This is a genomic window from Pseudomonas fungipugnans (assembly GCF_029955235.1).
Taxonomy (GTDB): Bacteria; Pseudomonadota; Gammaproteobacteria; order Pseudomonadales; family Pseudomonadaceae; genus Aquipseudomonas; species Aquipseudomonas fungipugnans.
Window position 1 is genome coordinate 470,528 of sequence record NZ_JARBWL010000001.1, and the last position, 17,699, is coordinate 488,226.

The 17,699-nt window shown below is 59.7% G+C and carries 15 protein-coding genes; 12 read left to right on the forward strand and 3 right to left on the reverse strand.

Annotation, left to right across the window (positions count from 1 at the left end; genetic code table 11):
- Positions 1 to 7 precede the first annotated feature (7 nt).
- From POF45_RS02155 to POF45_RS02175, 5 genes are read left to right on the forward strand one after another with little or no spacing between them, the layout of a single operon-like run.
- Complete coding sequence (locus POF45_RS02155; RefSeq protein ID WP_282314935.1) at positions 8 to 1,222, forward strand: glycosyltransferase family 4 protein; 1,215 nt, start codon at positions 8 to 10, stop codon at positions 1,220 to 1,222.
- A complete protein-coding gene (locus tag POF45_RS02160; protein ID WP_282314936.1) occupies positions 1,213 to 2,316 on the forward strand; it encodes a glycosyltransferase family 4 protein in 1,104 nt (367 codons plus the stop codon). The genes POF45_RS02155 and POF45_RS02160 overlap by 10 nt, the downstream gene beginning before the upstream one ends.
- The gene (locus POF45_RS02165; RefSeq protein WP_282314937.1) at positions 2,316 to 3,713 is read left to right on the forward strand and encodes an O-antigen ligase family protein; all 1,398 of its coding nucleotides are present in this window, start codon (positions 2,316 to 2,318) and stop codon (positions 3,711 to 3,713) included. The genes POF45_RS02160 and POF45_RS02165 overlap by 1 nt, the downstream gene beginning before the upstream one ends.
- Complete coding sequence (locus POF45_RS02170) at positions 3,710 to 4,531, forward strand: acyltransferase (RefSeq protein WP_259502995.1); 822 nt, start codon at positions 3,710 to 3,712, stop codon at positions 4,529 to 4,531. The genes POF45_RS02165 and POF45_RS02170 overlap by 4 nt, the downstream gene beginning before the upstream one ends.
- Entirely contained in the window at positions 4,531 to 5,937 is a 1,407-nt protein-coding gene (locus POF45_RS02175) for a lipid II flippase MurJ (RefSeq protein WP_282314938.1), read from the forward strand. The genes POF45_RS02170 and POF45_RS02175 overlap by 1 nt, the downstream gene beginning before the upstream one ends.
- A gap of 65 nt (positions 5,938 to 6,002) precedes the next feature.
- Here the strand turns inward: POF45_RS02175 and POF45_RS02180 are convergent, their stop codons facing one another.
- The 3 genes from POF45_RS02180 to POF45_RS02190 form a co-directional block, all read right to left on the reverse strand.
- On the reverse strand, positions 6,003 to 7,046 hold the full coding sequence (locus tag POF45_RS02180; RefSeq protein WP_259502993.1) for an alpha-xenorhabdolysin family binary toxin subunit B: 1,044 nt from the start codon (positions 7,044 to 7,046) through the stop codon (positions 6,003 to 6,005).
- A gap of 30 nt (positions 7,047 to 7,076) precedes the next feature.
- Positions 7,077 to 8,276: an alpha-xenorhabdolysin family binary toxin subunit A gene (locus POF45_RS02185; protein ID WP_259502992.1), complete on the reverse strand. Its 1,200-nt coding sequence runs from the start codon at positions 8,274 to 8,276 to the stop codon at positions 7,077 to 7,079.
- 255 nt (positions 8,277 to 8,531) lie between these two features.
- A complete protein-coding gene (locus POF45_RS02190; protein WP_259502991.1) occupies positions 8,532 to 9,467 on the reverse strand; it encodes a helix-turn-helix domain-containing protein in 936 nt (311 codons plus the stop codon).
- Positions 9,468 to 9,629: 162 nt separating this feature from the next.
- On the opposite strand from POF45_RS02190, the gene POF45_RS02195 reads away from it, so the two are divergent.
- The 7 genes from POF45_RS02195 (at position 9,630) to POF45_RS02225 (ending at position 17,331) form a co-directional block, all read left to right on the forward strand.
- The gene (locus POF45_RS02195; RefSeq protein ID WP_259502990.1) at positions 9,630 to 10,988 is read left to right on the forward strand and encodes a glutamine synthetase family protein; all 1,359 of its coding nucleotides are present in this window, start codon (positions 9,630 to 9,632) and stop codon (positions 10,986 to 10,988) included.
- A 210-nt stretch (positions 10,989 to 11,198) separates the two neighbouring features.
- Positions 11,199 to 12,287: a polyamine ABC transporter substrate-binding protein gene (locus POF45_RS02200; RefSeq protein ID WP_259502989.1), complete on the forward strand. Its 1,089-nt coding sequence runs from the start codon at positions 11,199 to 11,201 to the stop codon at positions 12,285 to 12,287.
- The gene (locus POF45_RS02205; RefSeq protein ID WP_282314939.1) at positions 12,284 to 13,585 is read left to right on the forward strand and encodes an NAD(P)/FAD-dependent oxidoreductase; all 1,302 of its coding nucleotides are present in this window, start codon (positions 12,284 to 12,286) and stop codon (positions 13,583 to 13,585) included. Before POF45_RS02200 ends, POF45_RS02205 begins: the two co-directional genes overlap by 4 nt.
- A gap of 287 nt (positions 13,586 to 13,872) precedes the next feature.
- Positions 13,873 to 14,469, forward strand: a complete 597-nt coding sequence (locus tag POF45_RS02210; RefSeq protein WP_259502987.1) for a paraquat-inducible protein A — start codon at positions 13,873 to 13,875, stop codon at positions 14,467 to 14,469.
- Complete coding sequence (locus tag POF45_RS02215; RefSeq protein ID WP_259502986.1) at positions 14,466 to 15,122, forward strand: paraquat-inducible protein A; 657 nt, start codon at positions 14,466 to 14,468, stop codon at positions 15,120 to 15,122. The genes POF45_RS02210 and POF45_RS02215 overlap by 4 nt, the downstream gene beginning before the upstream one ends.
- Positions 15,103 to 16,758, forward strand: coding sequence for a PqiB family protein (locus tag POF45_RS02220; RefSeq protein ID WP_259502985.1), 1,656 nt, complete (start codon positions 15,103 to 15,105; stop codon positions 16,756 to 16,758). Before POF45_RS02215 ends, POF45_RS02220 begins: the two co-directional genes overlap by 20 nt.
- 12 nt (positions 16,759 to 16,770) lie before the next feature.
- Positions 16,771 to 17,331: a PqiC family protein gene (locus tag POF45_RS02225; RefSeq protein ID WP_259502984.1), complete on the forward strand. Its 561-nt coding sequence runs from the start codon at positions 16,771 to 16,773 to the stop codon at positions 17,329 to 17,331.
- Positions 17,332 to 17,699 lie beyond the last annotated feature (368 nt).

The following is a 17,699-nucleotide window of genomic DNA, read 5'->3' on the forward strand; positions in this document are numbered from 1 at the left end:
GCCGTATTTGAAAATCCTCTGGATTCTGCCCTATCTGCCCTGGCCCATGACCAGCGGCGGCAAGACCCGGCAATACCACCTGCTTCGGACACTCAGCGAACGTGGCCACCGGATTACCCTGCTGGTGCAATCCAAGACCGAGGCAGACGCTGGCGCCCGGGCCGCGATTGAACCCTGGCTCGAACGCCTGATCGTGATCCCGCGTCGTCCGCTCAAACACCCCATGACCGTACTGGCCGGGCTGTTTGCGCCCTGGCCGCTGCTGACCACCATCAATGGCCTGTCCCGTGCCTTGCGCCAATGCTTCGACGAACTGCTGCGCGAGCCCTGGGATGTGATTCAAATCGAGCACAGCTACAGCTTGCAGCCCTATCTGCAACCACTGCTGAATACGTCCAGGGATTTCGTGCTGACCGAACACAACCTCGAATCCAGCCTGGGCGGTGCCACCTATGATCGCTTTCCGGGATGGGCGCTGCCCTTTGTGCGTTTCGATCAGTGGCGCTGCCGGCGTTGGGAACGCAAGGCCTTCAACTCGGCCAGGCACGTTGTGGCCGTGACCGAAACAGACGCACACGCCATGCGCCAACTGACGGCCACGCCGGTTGATGTGGTGGTCAACGGCGTCGACAGCCACGCCTTCGCCGGGGTGGTCGCTGCCCCGGACAGCCAGCGTGTGCTGTTTGTCGGCAACTACGAATACGCCCCGAACCTGGACGCCGTGCAATGGATGCTGGAGGACATCTTTCCTCGCGTCTGGCAAACCTGCCCCGAGGCGCGTCTGGCCGTTGCCGGGTATGCGTTGCCGGCCGCCTGGGCCGAACGCTGGCCTGACAGGCGCATTGAATGGCTGGGGTTTGTTCCCGACCTGCCCGCCTTGCAGGGGCGTTGTGCGTTGTTTCTTGCGGCGTTGCGTCACGGTGGCGGCTCCAAACTCAAGGTGCTGGAGGCCATGGCTGCCGGCCTGCCGCTGGTCAGTACCGGGCAAGGCGCGTCGGGGCTTGTGGTGCGTGCAGAAGAACACTATCTGGCCGGCGAAACCGCGCAAGCGCTGGCCGATGCGGTGGTACGCCTGCTGACCGAGCCGTTGCTCGCCGCCCGTCTGGCTGATGCGGCACGTCGTTATGCCCGCGATTATCACGACTGGTCGGTGGCCGGCGATGAGCTGGAGAAGATCTACCGGACATTGCCATCTGCCGAGGTCAGCCCACTATGCGCGTAGCCCTGGATTACCGTCCCGCCACCGTCGCGCCCTCGTCGGGCATTGGCCGTCAGGTCAAGGCACTTGAAGAATCGTTGCTGGAGCGCGGTGACACAGAACTGGTGCTGTTCAGCGAAGCGCCGCTGGACCACCCACAACGGCTGAGCGCTGTCTGCCCGCCATGGACAAGCCCGCTCGACGGCCTGCAACGGCCTCAGGTGCGGCTGCGCTTCGAGCGTAAATTCCTGCCCGCGGCCTTGCGTGAGCACACCATCGACTTGTATATCGCCACCGCCAACATGGGCTTGCCGCTGGGCCACAAACCGGCCGGGACGCGTTACGTGCTGATCCTGCATGACCTGTTCCAGCTGACCCAGAACAACTTTCATCGCTCAAAGACCAAGGCCTTGGCGTACCGCATGATTGACGCCGCCTCGATTGCCTGGTCGATCTGGATTGCCGATGAAGTCTGGTGCCCGTCGCGTTATTCCTGCAATGAAGCGGTCAGGCTGTTCCCGTGGGCAAAACCCAAGGTCCGGGTCCTGAACAATCTGGTTCCCGAGTACCAGGAGGAACCAGGGGTGTTGCCCGAAGGTTTGCCCGAGCGCTATTGGCTGGTGGTGGGCACCCGCGAGCCACGCAAGAACATGGCGTTTTTTGTCGAGAACTGGCACGCCTGCCGACGGGAGCACCCGAGTGTCCCGCCGTTGGTGCTGGTCGGTCACGCCAGTGATTTGCCCGCGGAACTGGCCGGATTGCCGGGGTTGCACTGGGTCAATGGCGTCAGCGATGCCCAGTTGCACGCGCTGTATGTGCACGCCCAATGCCTGTGGCAGCCCTCGTATGCCGAAGGCTTTGGCCTGCCGGTGATCGAGGCGTTGAGCGTCGGTACACCGGTGGCCGTGGCCAGGGGCTCGGCGCTGGATGAAGTGGCGCCGCCATCGGCACGACGTTTCGGCGCCCATGACCGCGCCCAGCTCAAAGCCGCCTTGATCAATCAGGCAGAGGACGAAACGCCCGCCGATACGCAAGCGCTGCGCGACTGGGCCCGCAAGTTCGACGGACCGGCCTACCGCTATCGCCTCGACACCCTACTCAGAGCGTTGTATCGCTGATGCTGCCAGGAAAAATCATCGCGCTGCTGTTGGGCCTCGTCTTCGGCGTTCTGCTGTGGGCGCTGCCACCCGCCAAAGTCATCTTCGTGGTGATTGGCCTTGCGGTCGCCCTTACCCTGGTCCGCAAACCGCTATGGGGCTTGCTGATTTTTGCGTTGTTGGCCACCAGCATCCCCTACACCACGCTGGAGCTGGGGGTGCGCACCACGATCAGTGAAGCGGTGCTGGGGCTGACCTGGGTCGGCGTGTTCTGGCAGTCCTTTATCGGCAAGACCCGCAACCTGCTGCTCTGGCGGCCCACGGAACGCGCCATGGCCTGGTTGATGCTGTTCAGCATCATCCCTTTCCTCTGGGGGATGATCATCATCCACGCCGAGGGCAACGGCCCGGTGAACTGGGTGCGCTGGCTGATGAACCTGTCCTTGCTGTTCATGGTGCCGCTGCTGCTGCGCAGTGACGCCGACCGGGACAAACTGGTGATCGCGCTGTTGCTGGGCAACCTGGCGATGCTGCTGCTGTCGATCTTCATGTTCCTCAAGACCCGTAACGCGATGTCGATGATCCCGATTCTCACCGACCTCAAATACGCACACCCGGAGGCAGTGCAGGACATCTTCTCCGCCAACTACCAGCGCATGGCGTCACCCTGGGTTCACCCTAACCTCACCGGCGGCGTGCTGGTGCTGTTCATCCCCATGGCGCTGTTGTATGGCTGGACACAAAAAGGCCTGCGCCGTGCGCTGGGCCTGGCGGTGGCAGTCCTGGGCTGCGCCGGCCTGCTGCTGAGTATTTCCCGTGGGGCGATCCTGGCGCTGGTGCTGGTATTGATCTGGCTGACCTACAAGCGTGTGCCTTATAGCGGCCGGATCATCGGCATAGGCGCGGCGTTCGCCGTGGCGCTGGTGATGTTTTACCCGCCGTTGCAGGAACGCCTGCTGACGATTTTCTCGGCGACCAACGCCAGTACCGAAGTGCGCTTTGACGAGTATTCGAAGTTCCCCGAGGTCATGGCCCGCTATCCGCTGGGCATCGGCTTCAAGATCGATCCGCCCGTTCCGGGCAGTGGTCTGCCGGGCATTTCCAACCTGTGGCTGAACTTCATCTACAAAATCGGCATCCCCGGCATGCTGCTGTTCGTCACCATCACCGTGCTGTGGTGGCGTGAAGTACGGCCATTGGCCCTGGTGCGTCAGGTCAACCCCGAAAACGCGTTGTGGCTGGGCTGCGTTGCCGGCCTGCTGGCGGCGCTGCTGACCGGTTTGTTCGACCATTACTTCAGTTTCACGTTCGTCCTGATCGGGCTGTTCTGGCTGTTGATGGGCCTGAGCCTGCAACAGGTCCGCCTGCGTCCGACGATTGTTCATTCCCTTCCAGCGCCCAAGGATAGCCCAGCATGAAACATCGGATTTTTCATTCGACCGACCTGCCCGAACGCCTGCCATCACTGGCCGTTGAACTGGGTGTCAGCCTGGATCAACTGATGACGGCCTACGCGTGGGGGATGAGCCACGACGTGTTCTTCGTCGAGGGCGAAGGTGAAAGCCTGCGCTACAGCATCTGTTCGGTGGACATCGAGGCGATCATTGAAGACCCTCTGGCGCAGCGCCTTTACGGACGCTTGCGCAAGGACATCCCGACGACCCTCGTGCCGCGTTACGGCAAGAACTGGATCACCCTCAAAGACCGCTGGCTGCGGGCCTGGGAGCAGGCCTACAACATCCTGATCAACAAGATCCCCAGCCACCATGTGCGACTGGCCTGGCTACGCCTGGGCGGTGCGAAAATCGGCGAGGGTTCGAGCATCTGGCGTAACACCGAAGTGTTGGGCATTGAAAATCTGGTGATTGGCGCCGACAGCGTGATTGCCTGGCACTGCCAGGTCGACGCCCGTGCCGGGCTGATCATCGGCGACCATGTGGCGATTGCCTCGCATGTACTGATCATTGCCGGCAGCCATGACACCGCCGCGCCCGAGTTCTGGTCCGTGTCCGGGCCGATCTACATTGACGACTATGCCTGGATCGCCACGCGGGCATTGATCGGTCACAGCACCCGCATCGGACGCGGCGCCGTGGTGACGGCCAATACCCTGGTGGCGAAAAATATTGCACCGTACAAAATCGTTGGCGGCAGCGGCGCCAAGTCCATGGGCGAGCGCCCCCACGACTTGAATTACAAGGTGGGTGGCAAGGGCCTGTTCACCCTGTTTCATTAATGTTCGGCAGCACCCTGTGGCTGACCCTGGCAACCCTTGCCGGGCTGGTGGCCGGTTTTGCCCGCGAATGGCTGCTGGTGGCGGCGTGGGGCGCGGGCAATCGCAGCGATGCGTTTCTGGTCGCGGTGTTCATTCCCGAAGCCGTGCGCATGACCCTCGCCGCCGGGTTGCTCGCCGCCGCCGCCCTGCCCCTTTATCAACAACGCGACGAGCTGCGCCAGCGCGTCTGGCTGAACGGCCTGACCCCGCGCCTGTTGGCGTTTGGACTGGTGTTGTATGCCGTGCTGGCGTTGGCTTCGCCGCTCTGGGTCCGGTTGATCGGCCCCGGTCTGGACAGCGATGCCCATGCCGAAGCAGCGTCCAATCTGCGGTGGCTGGCCGCCTGTGTGCCGGGGTTGCTGGTGCACGCGTTGTTCAGCATTGCCTTGCAGGCCCGACAGCGGTTTGTCCTGCCGGGGCTGGGGTCGCTGCTGTTCAATCTGCCCCCGGTGCTCTACCTGTTTGTGCGCGGCCATTCCAGCGTCAGCGCCGAGTTGTCGATGGCGTTTTTCGCCGGCAGCCTGCTGATGTGCCTGCCGCTGTTGCCGCCGCTCTGGCAGTTCGGCTGGCGCCCCTGGCAAATGCGTGGAGAACCCGGTGCCAGTCGCGAGCTGGTCGGGCGCATCGGTCCGTTGCTGGCCAGCAATCTGGCAAGTCAGGGCCTGGCACTGCTGGAGCGTCTGGTGGCCAGTTACCTGGGCGAAGGCGTGGTCACTTGGGTCAACCTGGCGCGCAAATTGATCAACCTGCCGTTGATTGCGTTGATGAGCCTCAATCAGGTGTTGCTCGGGCTGATGAGCGGCAAGCAAGGCGAACAGCGACTGGTCTTGCTGCGCCGCGGGCTGGATGCGGCGACGTTATTGAGCCTGCCCGCCGCCTTCGGCCTGGTGGGTGCGAGCCCGGCGTTGATTCATTTTCTGTTACCGGCCCAAAGTGCGAACGGCCCGCTGCCGGCACTGTTGGGATGGTTTGCCACGCCGCTGGTGTTCGGTGCCTGGAACGCCATGTTGGCGCGTTACGCCTATGCAGCCGGCGATACCCGCATGCCCTTGAAATGCGAATTGCTGGGCAGTCTGTTCAACGCCATCCTGCTCGCGGTGCTGCCGATGTTTTTTGGCTTGACCGCTATTCCGATCGCGGCGCTCGGTGGCGTGCTGCTGACGAATGTGCAGCTCATGCAACGCCAGCAGCTGCTTGGCGTACTGCGCTGGCCGTTGCTGTGGGGGCTGAGCGTGGTGTTACTTGGCCTGGCCGCCGTGCTGCTGCATCCGCTGGCGAATGTCTGGTTGCAGTTGGGTATCAGCATCATGGGCGGGGCGATATTGCTGGGTGCGTTGGGGCTGTGGCTGAAACCGTGGAAGAGTTGAATCTCAGATCACACAAAAAACCCTGTGGGAGCGAGCTCCCACAGGGTTTTTTGTGTGCAGTCAGGTCAGTTGATCATGATGCTGTTGTAGTCATCGCTCAGTGTCTGCAAATGGGCCTTGTAGCGGTTCAGCAACACGGATAGATGCGCCGGTGTGTAGTCGGTCTTTTTCAGGCTGCCGAGCGCGACCGGGAAACCCGCCCAGATGCCGACCACCGAGATGATCTCATCACCCACTACCTGGCGCTGTTGGCTGATGTCGATCACGGCGCTGACATCGGACAAGGTGTCCTCGGCCAGCTGAAGGTCGCTGTTCAAGCCGTCCATCAACAGCGAAATGGACTGGATTTCCTTGTCCAGGTTGTTTCGCGAATTGGCCAGTTCGATGTACTTGATGCCCGTAGACACCACGCCCAGGACTTTGCGGACCAGCTCTATCGCCTGTTTGACCGCTTCTTTCTTTGGATTTTCGATGTCCAGGTCATCCAGCGCCTTGCCTTCCGGAATGTAGTTTTTATACATCTCGGCCAGGTTGAACTCGCGAATCACGTCTTGCGCCTTCACCAGCACGTCGCGTTTTTCCACGCAGATCGCCTTGGCCAGCGTCTGCTCATTGAGTTGCGCCAGAACCCTGGCCTTGCGTTCCTTGGCGACCTTGAGTGGCTCATCGGCACGTTCATCGATTTCGATCTTGTACAGGCTGCGCACTTCGCCCTCAAGCAGCAGCGCGTGAGCGGTGAACTTTGCGGCAACCCGATCCAGCATGGATTCGATGTTGGCCTTGATATTGGTGACTTCACCTTCGATCAGGTCGCGATCCTGCGCGCTCAGGTCATTGCTGGTCAAGGCGCCGCTCAGCTCCTCAAGGGCACTGAAATAGTTCTGCCCCGAGGCGCCCTTGAGCGCGGTCAGCAACACCGGAAACGCCTCGCGCATGTTTTTATCGAGGTTGTTAAGGTAGGCGACCACCCGTTGCGCCCGCTCCTGCAACACGTCAGAGCGCTCATGCCTGAAGTTGGCCAGGCGCGAAATGTCCCGAATGGTCTGAATGATCTTCTTCACATCGATTCGGGGAAGGCTGTTTTCGTTAATCGGTTTAACACTGCTCATGGCAATAATCCCATCGTCATTTTGCAATAATTAGTTGAAGCTCTTTTTGTATTCTTCCAGCGCTTCATTGAAGATCTTGACCAGTTCGCCCGAGGTGTTCTTCACGTCGCGCCACGGGTCGATCACCATCGCAAACTCGGCAACGAACGAGGTCAGGCGCAAGGCGTTGTCGATACGGCCGAACTGTTCAACCGACGAGTCGATCTTGCTCAACATGGTTTGCCACATAGTGTTCAGGATATTGAGTGCCGCTTCGGCGCCGGCCATGCGGATACCGATATCGCCGAAGTTCGACATCGAACTTTCCAGCGCACTTTGCAAGCCTTCCTTGCCACTGACGGCGGTCTGCAACTCATCGACTTCCGTCTTCAAGGCGTTGCGCTCTTTGCGCGCCGTCTCGGCTTTGGGGCCGAATATCGAGCCTGAAATCGGCCAGAAAATTGGCAGGCCACCCGAGAACGACATGCCGACGTAATAGTCGTAGTCCTTGTCCAACTGGGTGATCCGGTCTTTCTTTTCACTGATGGTTTTTTTGGTGCTGGCGATGGACTCGACGAAGTTGTTGCGCTCCATCAAGTCGTACTTGCCCTTGACCTCGGACTGCAAGCCGAAGACGCGTTTGCCGGTGGACAGCTCGCCGCCCGACAACTCGATCTTGAAGTTGGAAATGCGGTCCTTGAGCTCCTGGGTAGCGCCTTGCTGGCGTTTGATATCGACCTTCATCAGCTCGATGATTTCGGTCACGGCACAAGCGACTTCACCGTCATCGGAGGTGTATTTGATGCCCTCCAGATCGTTATTGCTCAGTTGCCCCAGCGTGGTCTTGACGCGTTCCATGATCGGCATTTCCTTGATCACGGAAATGATTTCGCCGCCACTGCTGACGATGTTCTTGGCCGCTGAACTGAGGTCAATGCTCTGCTGGATGATCTTGCTTTCCACCGCATCCCAGCTGGAGGCGTGAATGCGGATTTTCTTGAACAGCACCTGAATATCACTTGGCTCAAGCCCGGCAATATTGACCTTGGTGTATTTCAGGTAGGACTCGACTTCCGGCAACTCGCTGGGAAGCGCCAGGCCCTTCTTCACATACTGTTTGATCTTGATCACATCTTCTTTGGTCAATACACCGGCGCTGCGTGCAACACCGGGGTATTCACCGGAAATAAGATGAAGGACGGCTTGTGGAAGATTATTGCTGCTTTGCGTGTCTTTCAAAGGCACTGCCATGTTGATGACCTCGATTTGATTTTAACGATGCATCCATTGCATCGACAGGCAGAAAACTAGAAGAGATCTGCGCAGCGTCAAACCGGGCTTGTTACTTTTAAATATATTCAAGCCGTTGATTTATAAGAAAATATAAGTGGCAGGCATTTTATCCAGAAACATCCAGAGATACTTGCAGGAAGCGTCTGACAGACAATGATTGACGGGTTAAACATAAATAAAAGCTGTGAATGCAGTTCGCAATAACAGCTTGCGTTAATAGATCAGTCCTGACGTCTGGGACGTTGCACAGCGCGAGCGTTTAAGCGTCTCGCTGGGCAACTCTTTGAACAACGCCCGATAACTGCTGGAAAACCGCCCCAGGTGCCAGAATGACCAATGCATCGCCACTTCGGCCACCGTGGTTTCCAGCGCCGTGCGGCTGAGCAGTTCGCGGCGGGCACTGTTGAGGCGGCGCAAGCGCAGCCAGTGGGTAGGCGAGATGCCGGTGTAGGCCTTGAAGGCATGTTGCAACTGGCGCAGCGACACACCGGCCACCTGCGACAGTTGCAGCAGGTTCAGGGTGTCTTCCGGACAATCCGCGGCCCATTCACCGACCCGTTTCATGATCATTCGCTCATCGCTCCTGCGCTGCAAACCGCCACGGTCCAGGCGCACACAGGCATTGTCGAGGATGTACAGACAGTCTTCGAGCAACTGCTCGGTCAGGGCGTCGCGGCTCGGTGGGTCGAAGGTTTGCGCCAGTCGGGTCAGGGTGCCGCTGAGCCAGCGACTGAACAACGCATTCTGCTGGCAATTGAGCGGCGACATGAACAGCCCTTCAAGCCGTGCGATGTTCAAGCCATGGCGCTGCACGAACTCCGGGCCAAACACCACGGCGATTTCCTGATAGTTCTCAGGGGTGATCCAGATGTTGCGGCTTTCACCGTTCAACACGTACAGCGCGTTGTCGCTGCGATCAAAACAGAACGCCAGTGAGCCTTGTGGCGCACTGAAATTCTGCTCGACGCGGGTGTTCATGCGTTCTTCGTAAATCTCCACGCCCTGCAAGTCGAGATAGCGCACCAGACCCGCGAAATGCCCGGGCGACATCTGCTGGTAATGCTGTACCCAACCGGGTGTGGCGCGGATTTGTTCGGCCACATCGGCGGTATTGAACGCCTGGACCTGTAACGGGTTGCACACTGACATGGGATGACCTTACGCACTCGTTTGGTGCGTTTTGGTGCTGCTTAAAGTGGATAGATGGAACGGCAAGGCTCGCCCAAGATAGTCGCCAACGCGCCACAGGGGAAGTCTTCGGTTGATGCAGCCACCCTCCCCCGCGTTAACAAAACCACTTACGAGGTCTTTATGAATGCCCCTTTCGATCAGCTGTTCACGTGGCTGAAAGATCACAAGATTACTGAAGTCGAGTGTGTGGTCAGCGACTTGACCGGCATCGCTCGCGGCAAAATCGCACCCACCAACAAGTTCCTGCATGAGCGAGGCATGCGCCTGCCGGAAAGTGTGCTTTTGCAAACGGTAACCGGGGACTTTGTCGACGACGACATCTACTACGACCTGCTCGATCCGGCCGACATCGACATGGTCTGCAAGCCGGTTTCCGACGCGGTCTACGTGGTGCCATGGGCCATCGAACCGACAGCCATCGTCATCCACGACACCTTCGACAAATTCGGCAACCCGATCGAACTGTCGCCGCGCAACGTGTTGAAAAAAGTCTTGCAGCTGTACACCGACAAGGGCTGGAAACCGATTGTCGCCCCGGAAATGGAGTTCTACCTGACCCAGCGTTGCGAAGATCCGGACTTGCCGCTCAAGGCGCCGCTGGGTCGTTCCGGGCGAGCGGAAAGTGGTCGGCAATCGTTTTCCATCGACGCCGCCAACGAATTCGATCCGCTGTTCGAAGACGTCTATGACTGGTGCGAACTCCAGGGCCTGGACCTCGACACGCTGATCCACGAAGACGGTCCGGCGCAGATGGAAATCAACTTCCGTCACGGCGACGCGCTGGACCTGGCCGACCAGATCACCGTGTTCAAACGCACCCTGCGTGAAGCGGCACTCAAGCACAACGTCACCGCGACCTTCATGGCCAAGCCGATTGGCGACGAGCCCGGCAGCGCCATGCACTTGCACCAGAGCGTGGTCGACATCGTCACTGGCCAGCCGATCTTCGCCAACGCCGACGGCAGCATGAGCGAGCTGTTCCTGCACCACATTGGCGGCCTGCAAAAGTACATCCCCAAAGTGCTGCCGATGTTCGCGCCCAACGTCAACTCGTTCCGCCGCTTCCTGCCGGACACCTCGGCACCGGTCAACGTGGAATGGGGCGAAGAAAACCGCACCGTCGGCCTGCGTGTACCGACCTCCGGCCCCGAAGCGATGCGTGTTGAAAATCGCCTGCCGGGGGCCGATGCCAACCCGTACCTGGCGATTGCCGCCAGCCTGTTGTGCGGCTATCTGGGCATGGTCGAACAGGTTGCACCGAGCGCTGCGGTGCAGGGTCGCGCCTATGAACGACGCAATCTGCGCCTGCCGATCACCATCGAGGACGCGCTGACGCAAATGGAAGAATGCGAAACCGTTGGCCGTTATCTGGGCAGCAAGTTTGTTCGTGGTTATGTCGCAGTGAAACGCGCCGAACACGAAAACTTCAAACGCGTGATCAGCTCCTGGGAGCGGGAGTTCTTGTTGCTGAGCGTCTGACCGGACTTGAGTGAACACGGCCTTGTGGCGAGCGAGCTTGCTCACGCTTGAGTGCGCAGCGCTCACAACATGACCTTCGTCCTCCAGGGTTTTGGGGCTGCTACGCACCGCGGCGCGAGCAAGCTCGCTCGCCACAGGACCGCGTTCACTTGCCATTGAAAGAACACCAGGAAACACCTAAAAAATCCAACAACCCGAAGAGGTGTCGATATGCGTCTATTGAAATCCATGGTCCCGGCTGCGCTGGCCTTGCTGTGCAGCGTCGGTGCGCAGGCTCAGCCCACTGTCAGTGTCTATAACTGGACTGATTACATCGGCGAAACCACCCTTGCCGACTTCCAGGCGAAAACCGGGATCAAGGTGATCTATGACGTATTCGATTCCAACGAAACCCTGGAAGGCAAGCTGCTGGCCGGCCGCACCGGCTACGACGTGGTGGTGCCCTCCAACCACTTTCTCGCCCGTCAGGTGAAAGCCGGCGCGTTCCTCAAACTGGATCGCTCGCAGTTGCCCAACTGGAAAAACCTCGATCCGAAGCTGCTGGCACTGCTGGAAAAAAACGATCCGGGTAACACGCATTCGGTGCCCTACCTGTGGGGCACCAACGGCATTGGCTACAACGTGGACAAGGTCAAGCAAGTGCTGGGCATCGATCACATCGATTCCTGGGCCGTGCTGTTCGAGCCCGAGAACATCAAGAAACTCAGCCAGTGCGGCGTGTCGATGATGGACTCGGCAGATGAAGTGTTCCCGGCAATCCTCAACTACATGGGCATGGATCCGCGCAGCGAAAACCCTGAGGATTTCAAAAAGGCCGAAGCCAAGTTGCTGAGCATCCGGCCTTACATCACCTACTTCCACTCCTCCAAATACGTGTCGGACCTGGCCAATGGCGACATCTGCGTAGCCTTCGGTTACTCGGGCGATGTGTTCCAGGCAGCGAACCGCGCCAAGGAAGCGAAGAATGGCGTGAACATCGCCTACGCGATTCCAAAGGAAGGCAGCAACTTGTGGTTTGACCTGCTGGCCATTCCCGCCGACGCTGCCAACCCGAAAGAAGCCCATGCCTTCATCAATTACCTGCTCGACCCGCAAGTGATTGCCAAGGTCAGCGCCTCGGTCGGTTACGCGAACCCGAACCCGGCCGCCAAGCAGTACATGGATCAGGCGCTGGTGAACAATCCCGAGGTGTATCCGCCGCAGTCCGTGCTCGACAAACTCTATATTTCCACCACCCCGCCCCAGGCGATCATGCGTTTGATGACCCGTTCCTGGAGCAAAGTGAAGTCCAACAAATGAATCAGTACAGCAATGAACATGCCCGCTCCTATTACGCCGCGTCTGCCCATGGCATCACGCCATGGCCTTCGTTGGCCGAAGATCTGCAGGCCGATGTCTGCGTCATCGGTGGCGGGTTTACCGGCGTCAACACTGCCATTGAGCTGGCCCAGCGCGGGCTCTCGGTGGTGTTGCTGGAAGGCCGGCGGATCGGCTGGGGCGCCAGCGGGCGCAATGGCGGGCAGTTGATTCGCGGCATTGGCCACGATGTCAGCGGTTTTACGCGCTATGTCGGTCAGGAAGGCGTCCGGTATCTGGAGCGCGCCGGGATCGAGTCGGTGGCGCTGGTGGGTAATCGTATTGCTGAACACAGTATCGATTGTGATCTGCGCTGGGGCTTCTGTGAGCTGGCCAACACCCCGGCGCAGTTCGCCGCGTTCAAGGCTGAGCAGCAAGTCCTGGTGGAGTCGGGTTATGCCCACGAAACCCGTCTGGTCGAGCCGCAGCAGATTCGCCAGCAGGTGGTGAACGCCGGGGTGTATGCCGGTGGCTTGATCGACATGGGCTCCGGTCATTTGCATCCACTCAATCTGGTGCAGGGTGAAGCCCAGGTCGCGCACTCACTGGGGGTGCGGATCTTCGAGCAAAGTGAAGTGCTGGAGTTGATCCACGGCAGCACGGTGCAGGTGCGTTGTGCCGGTGGCACCGTGCGCGCCGGCAGCCTGGTGCTGGCCTGCAACGCGCATCTTGAAGAGCTCGAACCGCGCTTGAGTGGCAAGGTCTTGCCGGCGGGCAGTTACATCATTGCAACTGAACCACTGGGCGAACAGATGGCCGCCGAGCTGATCCCACAGAATCTGGCGCTGTGTGATCAGAAAGTCGGGCTGGATTATTACCGGCTCTCGGCGGACCGGCGTTTGCTGTTTGGCGGCGCCTGCCACTACTCCGGGCGTGATCCGGCGAACATCGAGGCCTATATGCGGCCGCAGATGCTCAAGGTTTTTCCGCAACTGGCGAATGTGCGCATCGACTATCAATGGGGCGGCAAGATCGGCATCACCGCCAATCGCTTTCCCCAGGTCGGTCGCCTGAGCCAGTACCCGAATGTGTTCTATGCCCAGGGTTATTCCGGGCATGGCCTGAACGTGACCCACTGGTGCGCACGTTTGCTGGCCGAAGCGATTGATGCCGGACACAGCCAGGGCCTGGACGTGTTCAGCGCGGTGCCGCACATGACCTTCCCCGGCGGCAAGGCCCTGCGCTCGCCGCTGCTGGCGTTGGGAATGTTGTGGTATCGGATGCGGGAGATGCTCGGCTGAGCACCTGAAGATGGGGTTGCCTGACACAGCGTCTTCGCGAGCAGGCTCGCTCCCACAGGGGGATCTGCAGTGAACACAAAATTGACGCCCGGCAGTTATCCAGTGTGGGAGCGGGCTTGCCCGCGATAGCGGTATTACATTCAACATCAATATTGACTGACAGACCGCCTTCGCGAGCAGGCTCGCTCCCACAGGGGGGCTGGTTCGTCTTTTAATTTGCTCTATGGCGAGGCGCTTCTATATTGATGGGGTGCTCTGACTTTCCTGCCTCCTGTTGAGCGCGACCGATGACCAAGACCGATCACCTGATCATCTGCGAGCACTGTGACTGTGTGTATGAAAAAGTCACGCTCGCCAAACATCAGAAAACCCTGTGCACTCGCTGCGGTGGCGTCCTGCAACGCTATAACGGCCTGTCAGTGGAACAGCGTCTGGCCTTGAGCTTCGCTGCCGTGGTGCTGTGGGTGTTCGCCAATTTCTACCCGGTAATGAGCATCAGCCTCAAGGGCCTGAAAAACAGCGCGACGCTGTGGGATTCGGTGGTGGCGCTGAGTCAGGGGCCGATCACCTTCATCGCCATGGTCGCGGCGATTTCCATCATCATCGCCCCGGTGTTCCAGTTGTTGCTGTTGATCTGGGTCTTGAGTTTCGCCCTTGCCTCTCGCCGTTCTCCGGCGTTCAAGCAGTGCATGCGCTGGCTGGAAAGCCTGCGCCCCTGGAGCATGCTCGAAGTGTGCCTGTTGGGCGCCATGGTCGCCGTGTTCAAACTCGCCGGCTTGCTGGACGTGCTGCCTGGCATCGGCCTGTTCGCCCTCGCCGTCCTCAGCCTGTTGCTGATCCGCATTGCCGGGCGCGATGTTCGCGATCTCTGGGACATCTTATGAGCACCCCGCCGCTGGCCAGCGAACTCAACCTGTGCCTGTGCCACAGCTGCGGCATGGCCTGCGACATGACCGATGAACCCGACGAGTGCGAGCGTTGCGGCGCCCCCCTGCACCGGCGCAAAACCAATTCGCTGATCCGCACCTGGGCCTACATGCTCACCGCCCTGGCGTTCTACGTCCCCGCCAATCTGCTGCCGGTAATGAACACCAAGCTGCTCGGCGCCGGGGCCGACAGCACCATCATGAGCGGCGTGCTGGAGTTCTGGGAAGGCGGCGCCTGGGACATCGCCCTGATCATTTTCATCGCCAGTATCGCGGTGCCTGGCATCAAGTTCGTGGCCCTGACGCTGTTACTGGTGACGGTGCAGCGCGACAGCCACTGGGCGCGTAAACAACGCTCGAAGTTGTTCCGCTTTGTCGAACTGATCGGCTATTGGTCAATGCTCGATGTGCTCGTCGTGGCGCTTGTGGCGGCACTGGTGAAGTTCCAGGCACTGGGGGATATCGAGCCGCGCCCGGGGATACTGTTTTTTGGCATGGTGGTGGTGTTCACCATGCTCTCGGCGATGAGTTTCGATCCGCGATTGATTTGGGATGAACAGGGCGAAACCCCACACAACAATGAGGTCTCGAATGAAGTCGCAAGCCACTGACGGGCCGCAGGCCCCGGGTCAGGCGAGTATCAAGACTCGCCGCTTCACCATTTCACTGGTGTGGATTGTGCCGATCGTGGCTGTGTTGATCGGGATTTCACTGGTGGTGCACAACCTGCTGCAGGAAGGCCCGAGCATTGTCGTGACGTTCAAGACCGGCGACGGCCTGACCGCCAACAAGACCGAGGTCAAATACCGCAACGTGGTGATCGGGCATGTCTCGGACGTGGAACTGACCGACGACCAGAAAAACGTCGTCGCCACGATCAAGCTGTCCAAACAGGCAGAAAGCTTTACCCGCGAAGACTCACAGTTCTGGGTAGTGCGCCCGCGCATTGGTGCCGGTGGCGTGTCAGGTATCGATACCCTGCTGTCCGGCGACTACATTGGCGCCGACATTGGCCAGGCCAATAACCGCGCGAAAAACTTCAAAGGCCTGGAAAATCCGCCGGCCATCACCTATGGCGAGCCCGGCAAACGTTTCACCCTGCACACCCCGGACCTCGGTTCGCTGGATATCGGCTCGCCGGTCTATTACCGCAAGATCCCGGTGGGCCAGGTGGTCGGTTATGCCCTGGACAAGGACGGCAAAGGCGTCAATATCGACTTGTTCATCCACTCGCCCAACGATGCCTACGTCACCGAAAACACCCGCTTCTGGAACGCCAGCGGCATCGACGTCAGCGTCGGCGCCAATGGTTTTGCGCTGAAGACCGAATCCCTGTCCTCGATGCTGGTCGGCGGTATTGCCTTCCGCGCCCCGGATTACAGCCCCAACGACAAAGCCGCCGCCGAGGAATACGCCTACGAGCTGTTCCCCGACCAGCAAACCGCCCTCGCCCCGCCCAATGGCAAGCCGCAATACCTCAGCCTGCGTTTCGACCAGGCCTTGCGCGGGCTCAAGGTCGATGCGCCGGTGGAATTCCTTGGCATTGAAATCGGCAAGGTGGTGGCAATCAATCTGGATTTCGACGAGAAAAAACAAAGTTTCCCGATCAATGTCGGCATTGTGATCTACCCGCAGCGGCTTGGGCGGGCACACGACAAATTGGTCAAGGCTCTGTTGCATGATCCCGACGACGAAGCCGCCGGCGTACGCCTGATTGGCACGTTCATCGAAAACGGTCTGCGTGCCCAGGCGCGCAACGGCAATCTGCTGACCGGCCAGCTTTACATCGCGCTGGATTTCTACCCGAAAGCGGAGAAAGTTGCGTTCGATGTCAACGCCCGCCCTATCGTGATTCCGACCATTCCCGGCAGTCTCGAAGAGCTGCAAAACAAGCTGCAGGCCATGGTCGACCGCATCGCCAAACTGCCGGTGGAACGCATCGCCAACAACCTCGATGGCAACCTGACCGAATTGCGTAAAAGCCTGGTGCAGTTCAATACCAAGACCCTGCCCAGCGTGCAAAGTACGCTGGCAGACGTGAGCAAGACCCTGCAATCGGCCAACTCGACCCTGGCCGAAGATTCGCCACAACGTGAGCAGCTGTCGCAGACCCTGGACGAGCTCAAACGTATGTCGCGCTCGTTGCGTGAGTTCTCGGACTACCTGGGACGCCACCCGGAATCGCTCATCCGCGGCCGTCCCGACAACGCCGCGCCGTCCGATATGCAAGGCCCGCCGCGTAACTGATCAAAGGAGCTATTGACCATGGCATTGAAGTTCACGTTGCTCGCCACGCTGTTATTGCTGACTGCCTGTCGCAGTGATCCGATTCACTTTCACACCCTGACCCCGGCGCAACCGGGGGGCGGCGCACACAACGGCGTCGGCGAAATCCAGATCGAAGGCATCAGCGTGCCGCCCCAGGTGGACCGGCCACAGATCGTCATCCGCCAGGGCAACAGCGGTCTGGCGATCCTCGAAACCGACTGGTGGGGCGCAAGCCTGGCCGACGAACTGCGCAGCGCGCTGGTGGATCAACTGGCCAATGCCAGCCCACAGCGCAAGGTGTCAGTGCGGGTGGATGTGCAGCGCTTCGATTCGATTCCCGGTCAGTACGGGCTGATCGATGTGAAGTGGCGCCTGCGCACTTCCGGGCAGACGGATAATGCGCTGGTCACGTGCCGAAGCACCTTGCAAACGCCTTCAGGTACGTCCATCGACGAGCTGGTGACGGCGCAGCAAAACAACGTCAGACGCCTGGCTGTTCTGATTACCCAGGCCGCCGCCGGGAATCGTCAGGGCTGCCCGACCGCCGGCTGAAAATCGTCTTCGCCGGTTCAAACGCGCAGTGGTCACACGTCGAGTACGGGCGCTTGCTCCGCCCTCGCGCACCCCCGATATGCCCTCCGCAATAGTTTGAAATAACTATTCTTTTTCTTTTGTTATCAATGTGCAAGCGCGCCCTTCACTTCTTCCAGAAGCGACTACGCTGTTCTGCATAACAGAACTAAACAGAAGTCGTTCATCAATCATTCAGGTGTGTTCAGGCAAATTTTTCACATCCATTTCACCCCGTTCATACGCACGCCCTTTTAGTGTGCGAGACATTGTTAGCCGTGCAAGTAAACCATTTACGATTCCGTCGATACTTTCCCGGCGACTGCTGCCTCGTGCGCAGCGTACCGGTT

What these genes read in the sequence shown, in the direction of transcription:
- POF45_RS02160 (WP_282314936.1), top strand. Translation starts at nt 1,213, where the DNA reads ATGCGCGTAGCCCTGGATTACCGTCCCGCCACCGTCGCGCCCTCGTCG.
- POF45_RS02165 (WP_282314937.1), top strand. Translation starts at nt 2,316, where the DNA reads ATGCTGCCAGGAAAAATCATCGCGCTGCTGTTGGGCCTCGTCTTCGGC.
- POF45_RS02170 (WP_259502995.1), top strand. Translation starts at nt 3,710, where the DNA reads ATGAAACATCGGATTTTTCATTCGACCGACCTGCCCGAACGCCTGCCA.
- POF45_RS02175 (WP_282314938.1), top strand. Translation starts at nt 4,531, where the DNA reads ATGTTCGGCAGCACCCTGTGGCTGACCCTGGCAACCCTTGCCGGGCTG.
- POF45_RS02180 (WP_259502993.1), bottom strand. Translation starts at nt 7,046, where the DNA reads ATGAGCAGTGTTAAACCGATTAACGAAAACAGCCTTCCCCGAATCGAT.
- POF45_RS02185 (WP_259502992.1), bottom strand. Translation starts at nt 8,276, where the DNA reads ATGGCAGTGCCTTTGAAAGACACGCAAAGCAGCAATAATCTTCCACAA.
- POF45_RS02190 (WP_259502991.1), bottom strand. Translation starts at nt 9,467, where the DNA reads ATGTCAGTGTGCAACCCGTTACAGGTCCAGGCGTTCAATACCGCCGAT.
- POF45_RS02195 (WP_259502990.1), top strand. Translation starts at nt 9,630, where the DNA reads ATGAATGCCCCTTTCGATCAGCTGTTCACGTGGCTGAAAGATCACAAG.
- POF45_RS02200 (WP_259502989.1), top strand. Translation starts at nt 11,199, where the DNA reads ATGCGTCTATTGAAATCCATGGTCCCGGCTGCGCTGGCCTTGCTGTGC.
- POF45_RS02205 (WP_282314939.1), top strand. Translation starts at nt 12,284, where the DNA reads ATGAATCAGTACAGCAATGAACATGCCCGCTCCTATTACGCCGCGTCT.
- POF45_RS02210 (WP_259502987.1), top strand. Translation starts at nt 13,873, where the DNA reads ATGACCAAGACCGATCACCTGATCATCTGCGAGCACTGTGACTGTGTG.
- POF45_RS02215 (WP_259502986.1), top strand. Translation starts at nt 14,466, where the DNA reads ATGAGCACCCCGCCGCTGGCCAGCGAACTCAACCTGTGCCTGTGCCAC.
- POF45_RS02220 (WP_259502985.1), top strand. Translation starts at nt 15,103, where the DNA reads ATGAAGTCGCAAGCCACTGACGGGCCGCAGGCCCCGGGTCAGGCGAGT.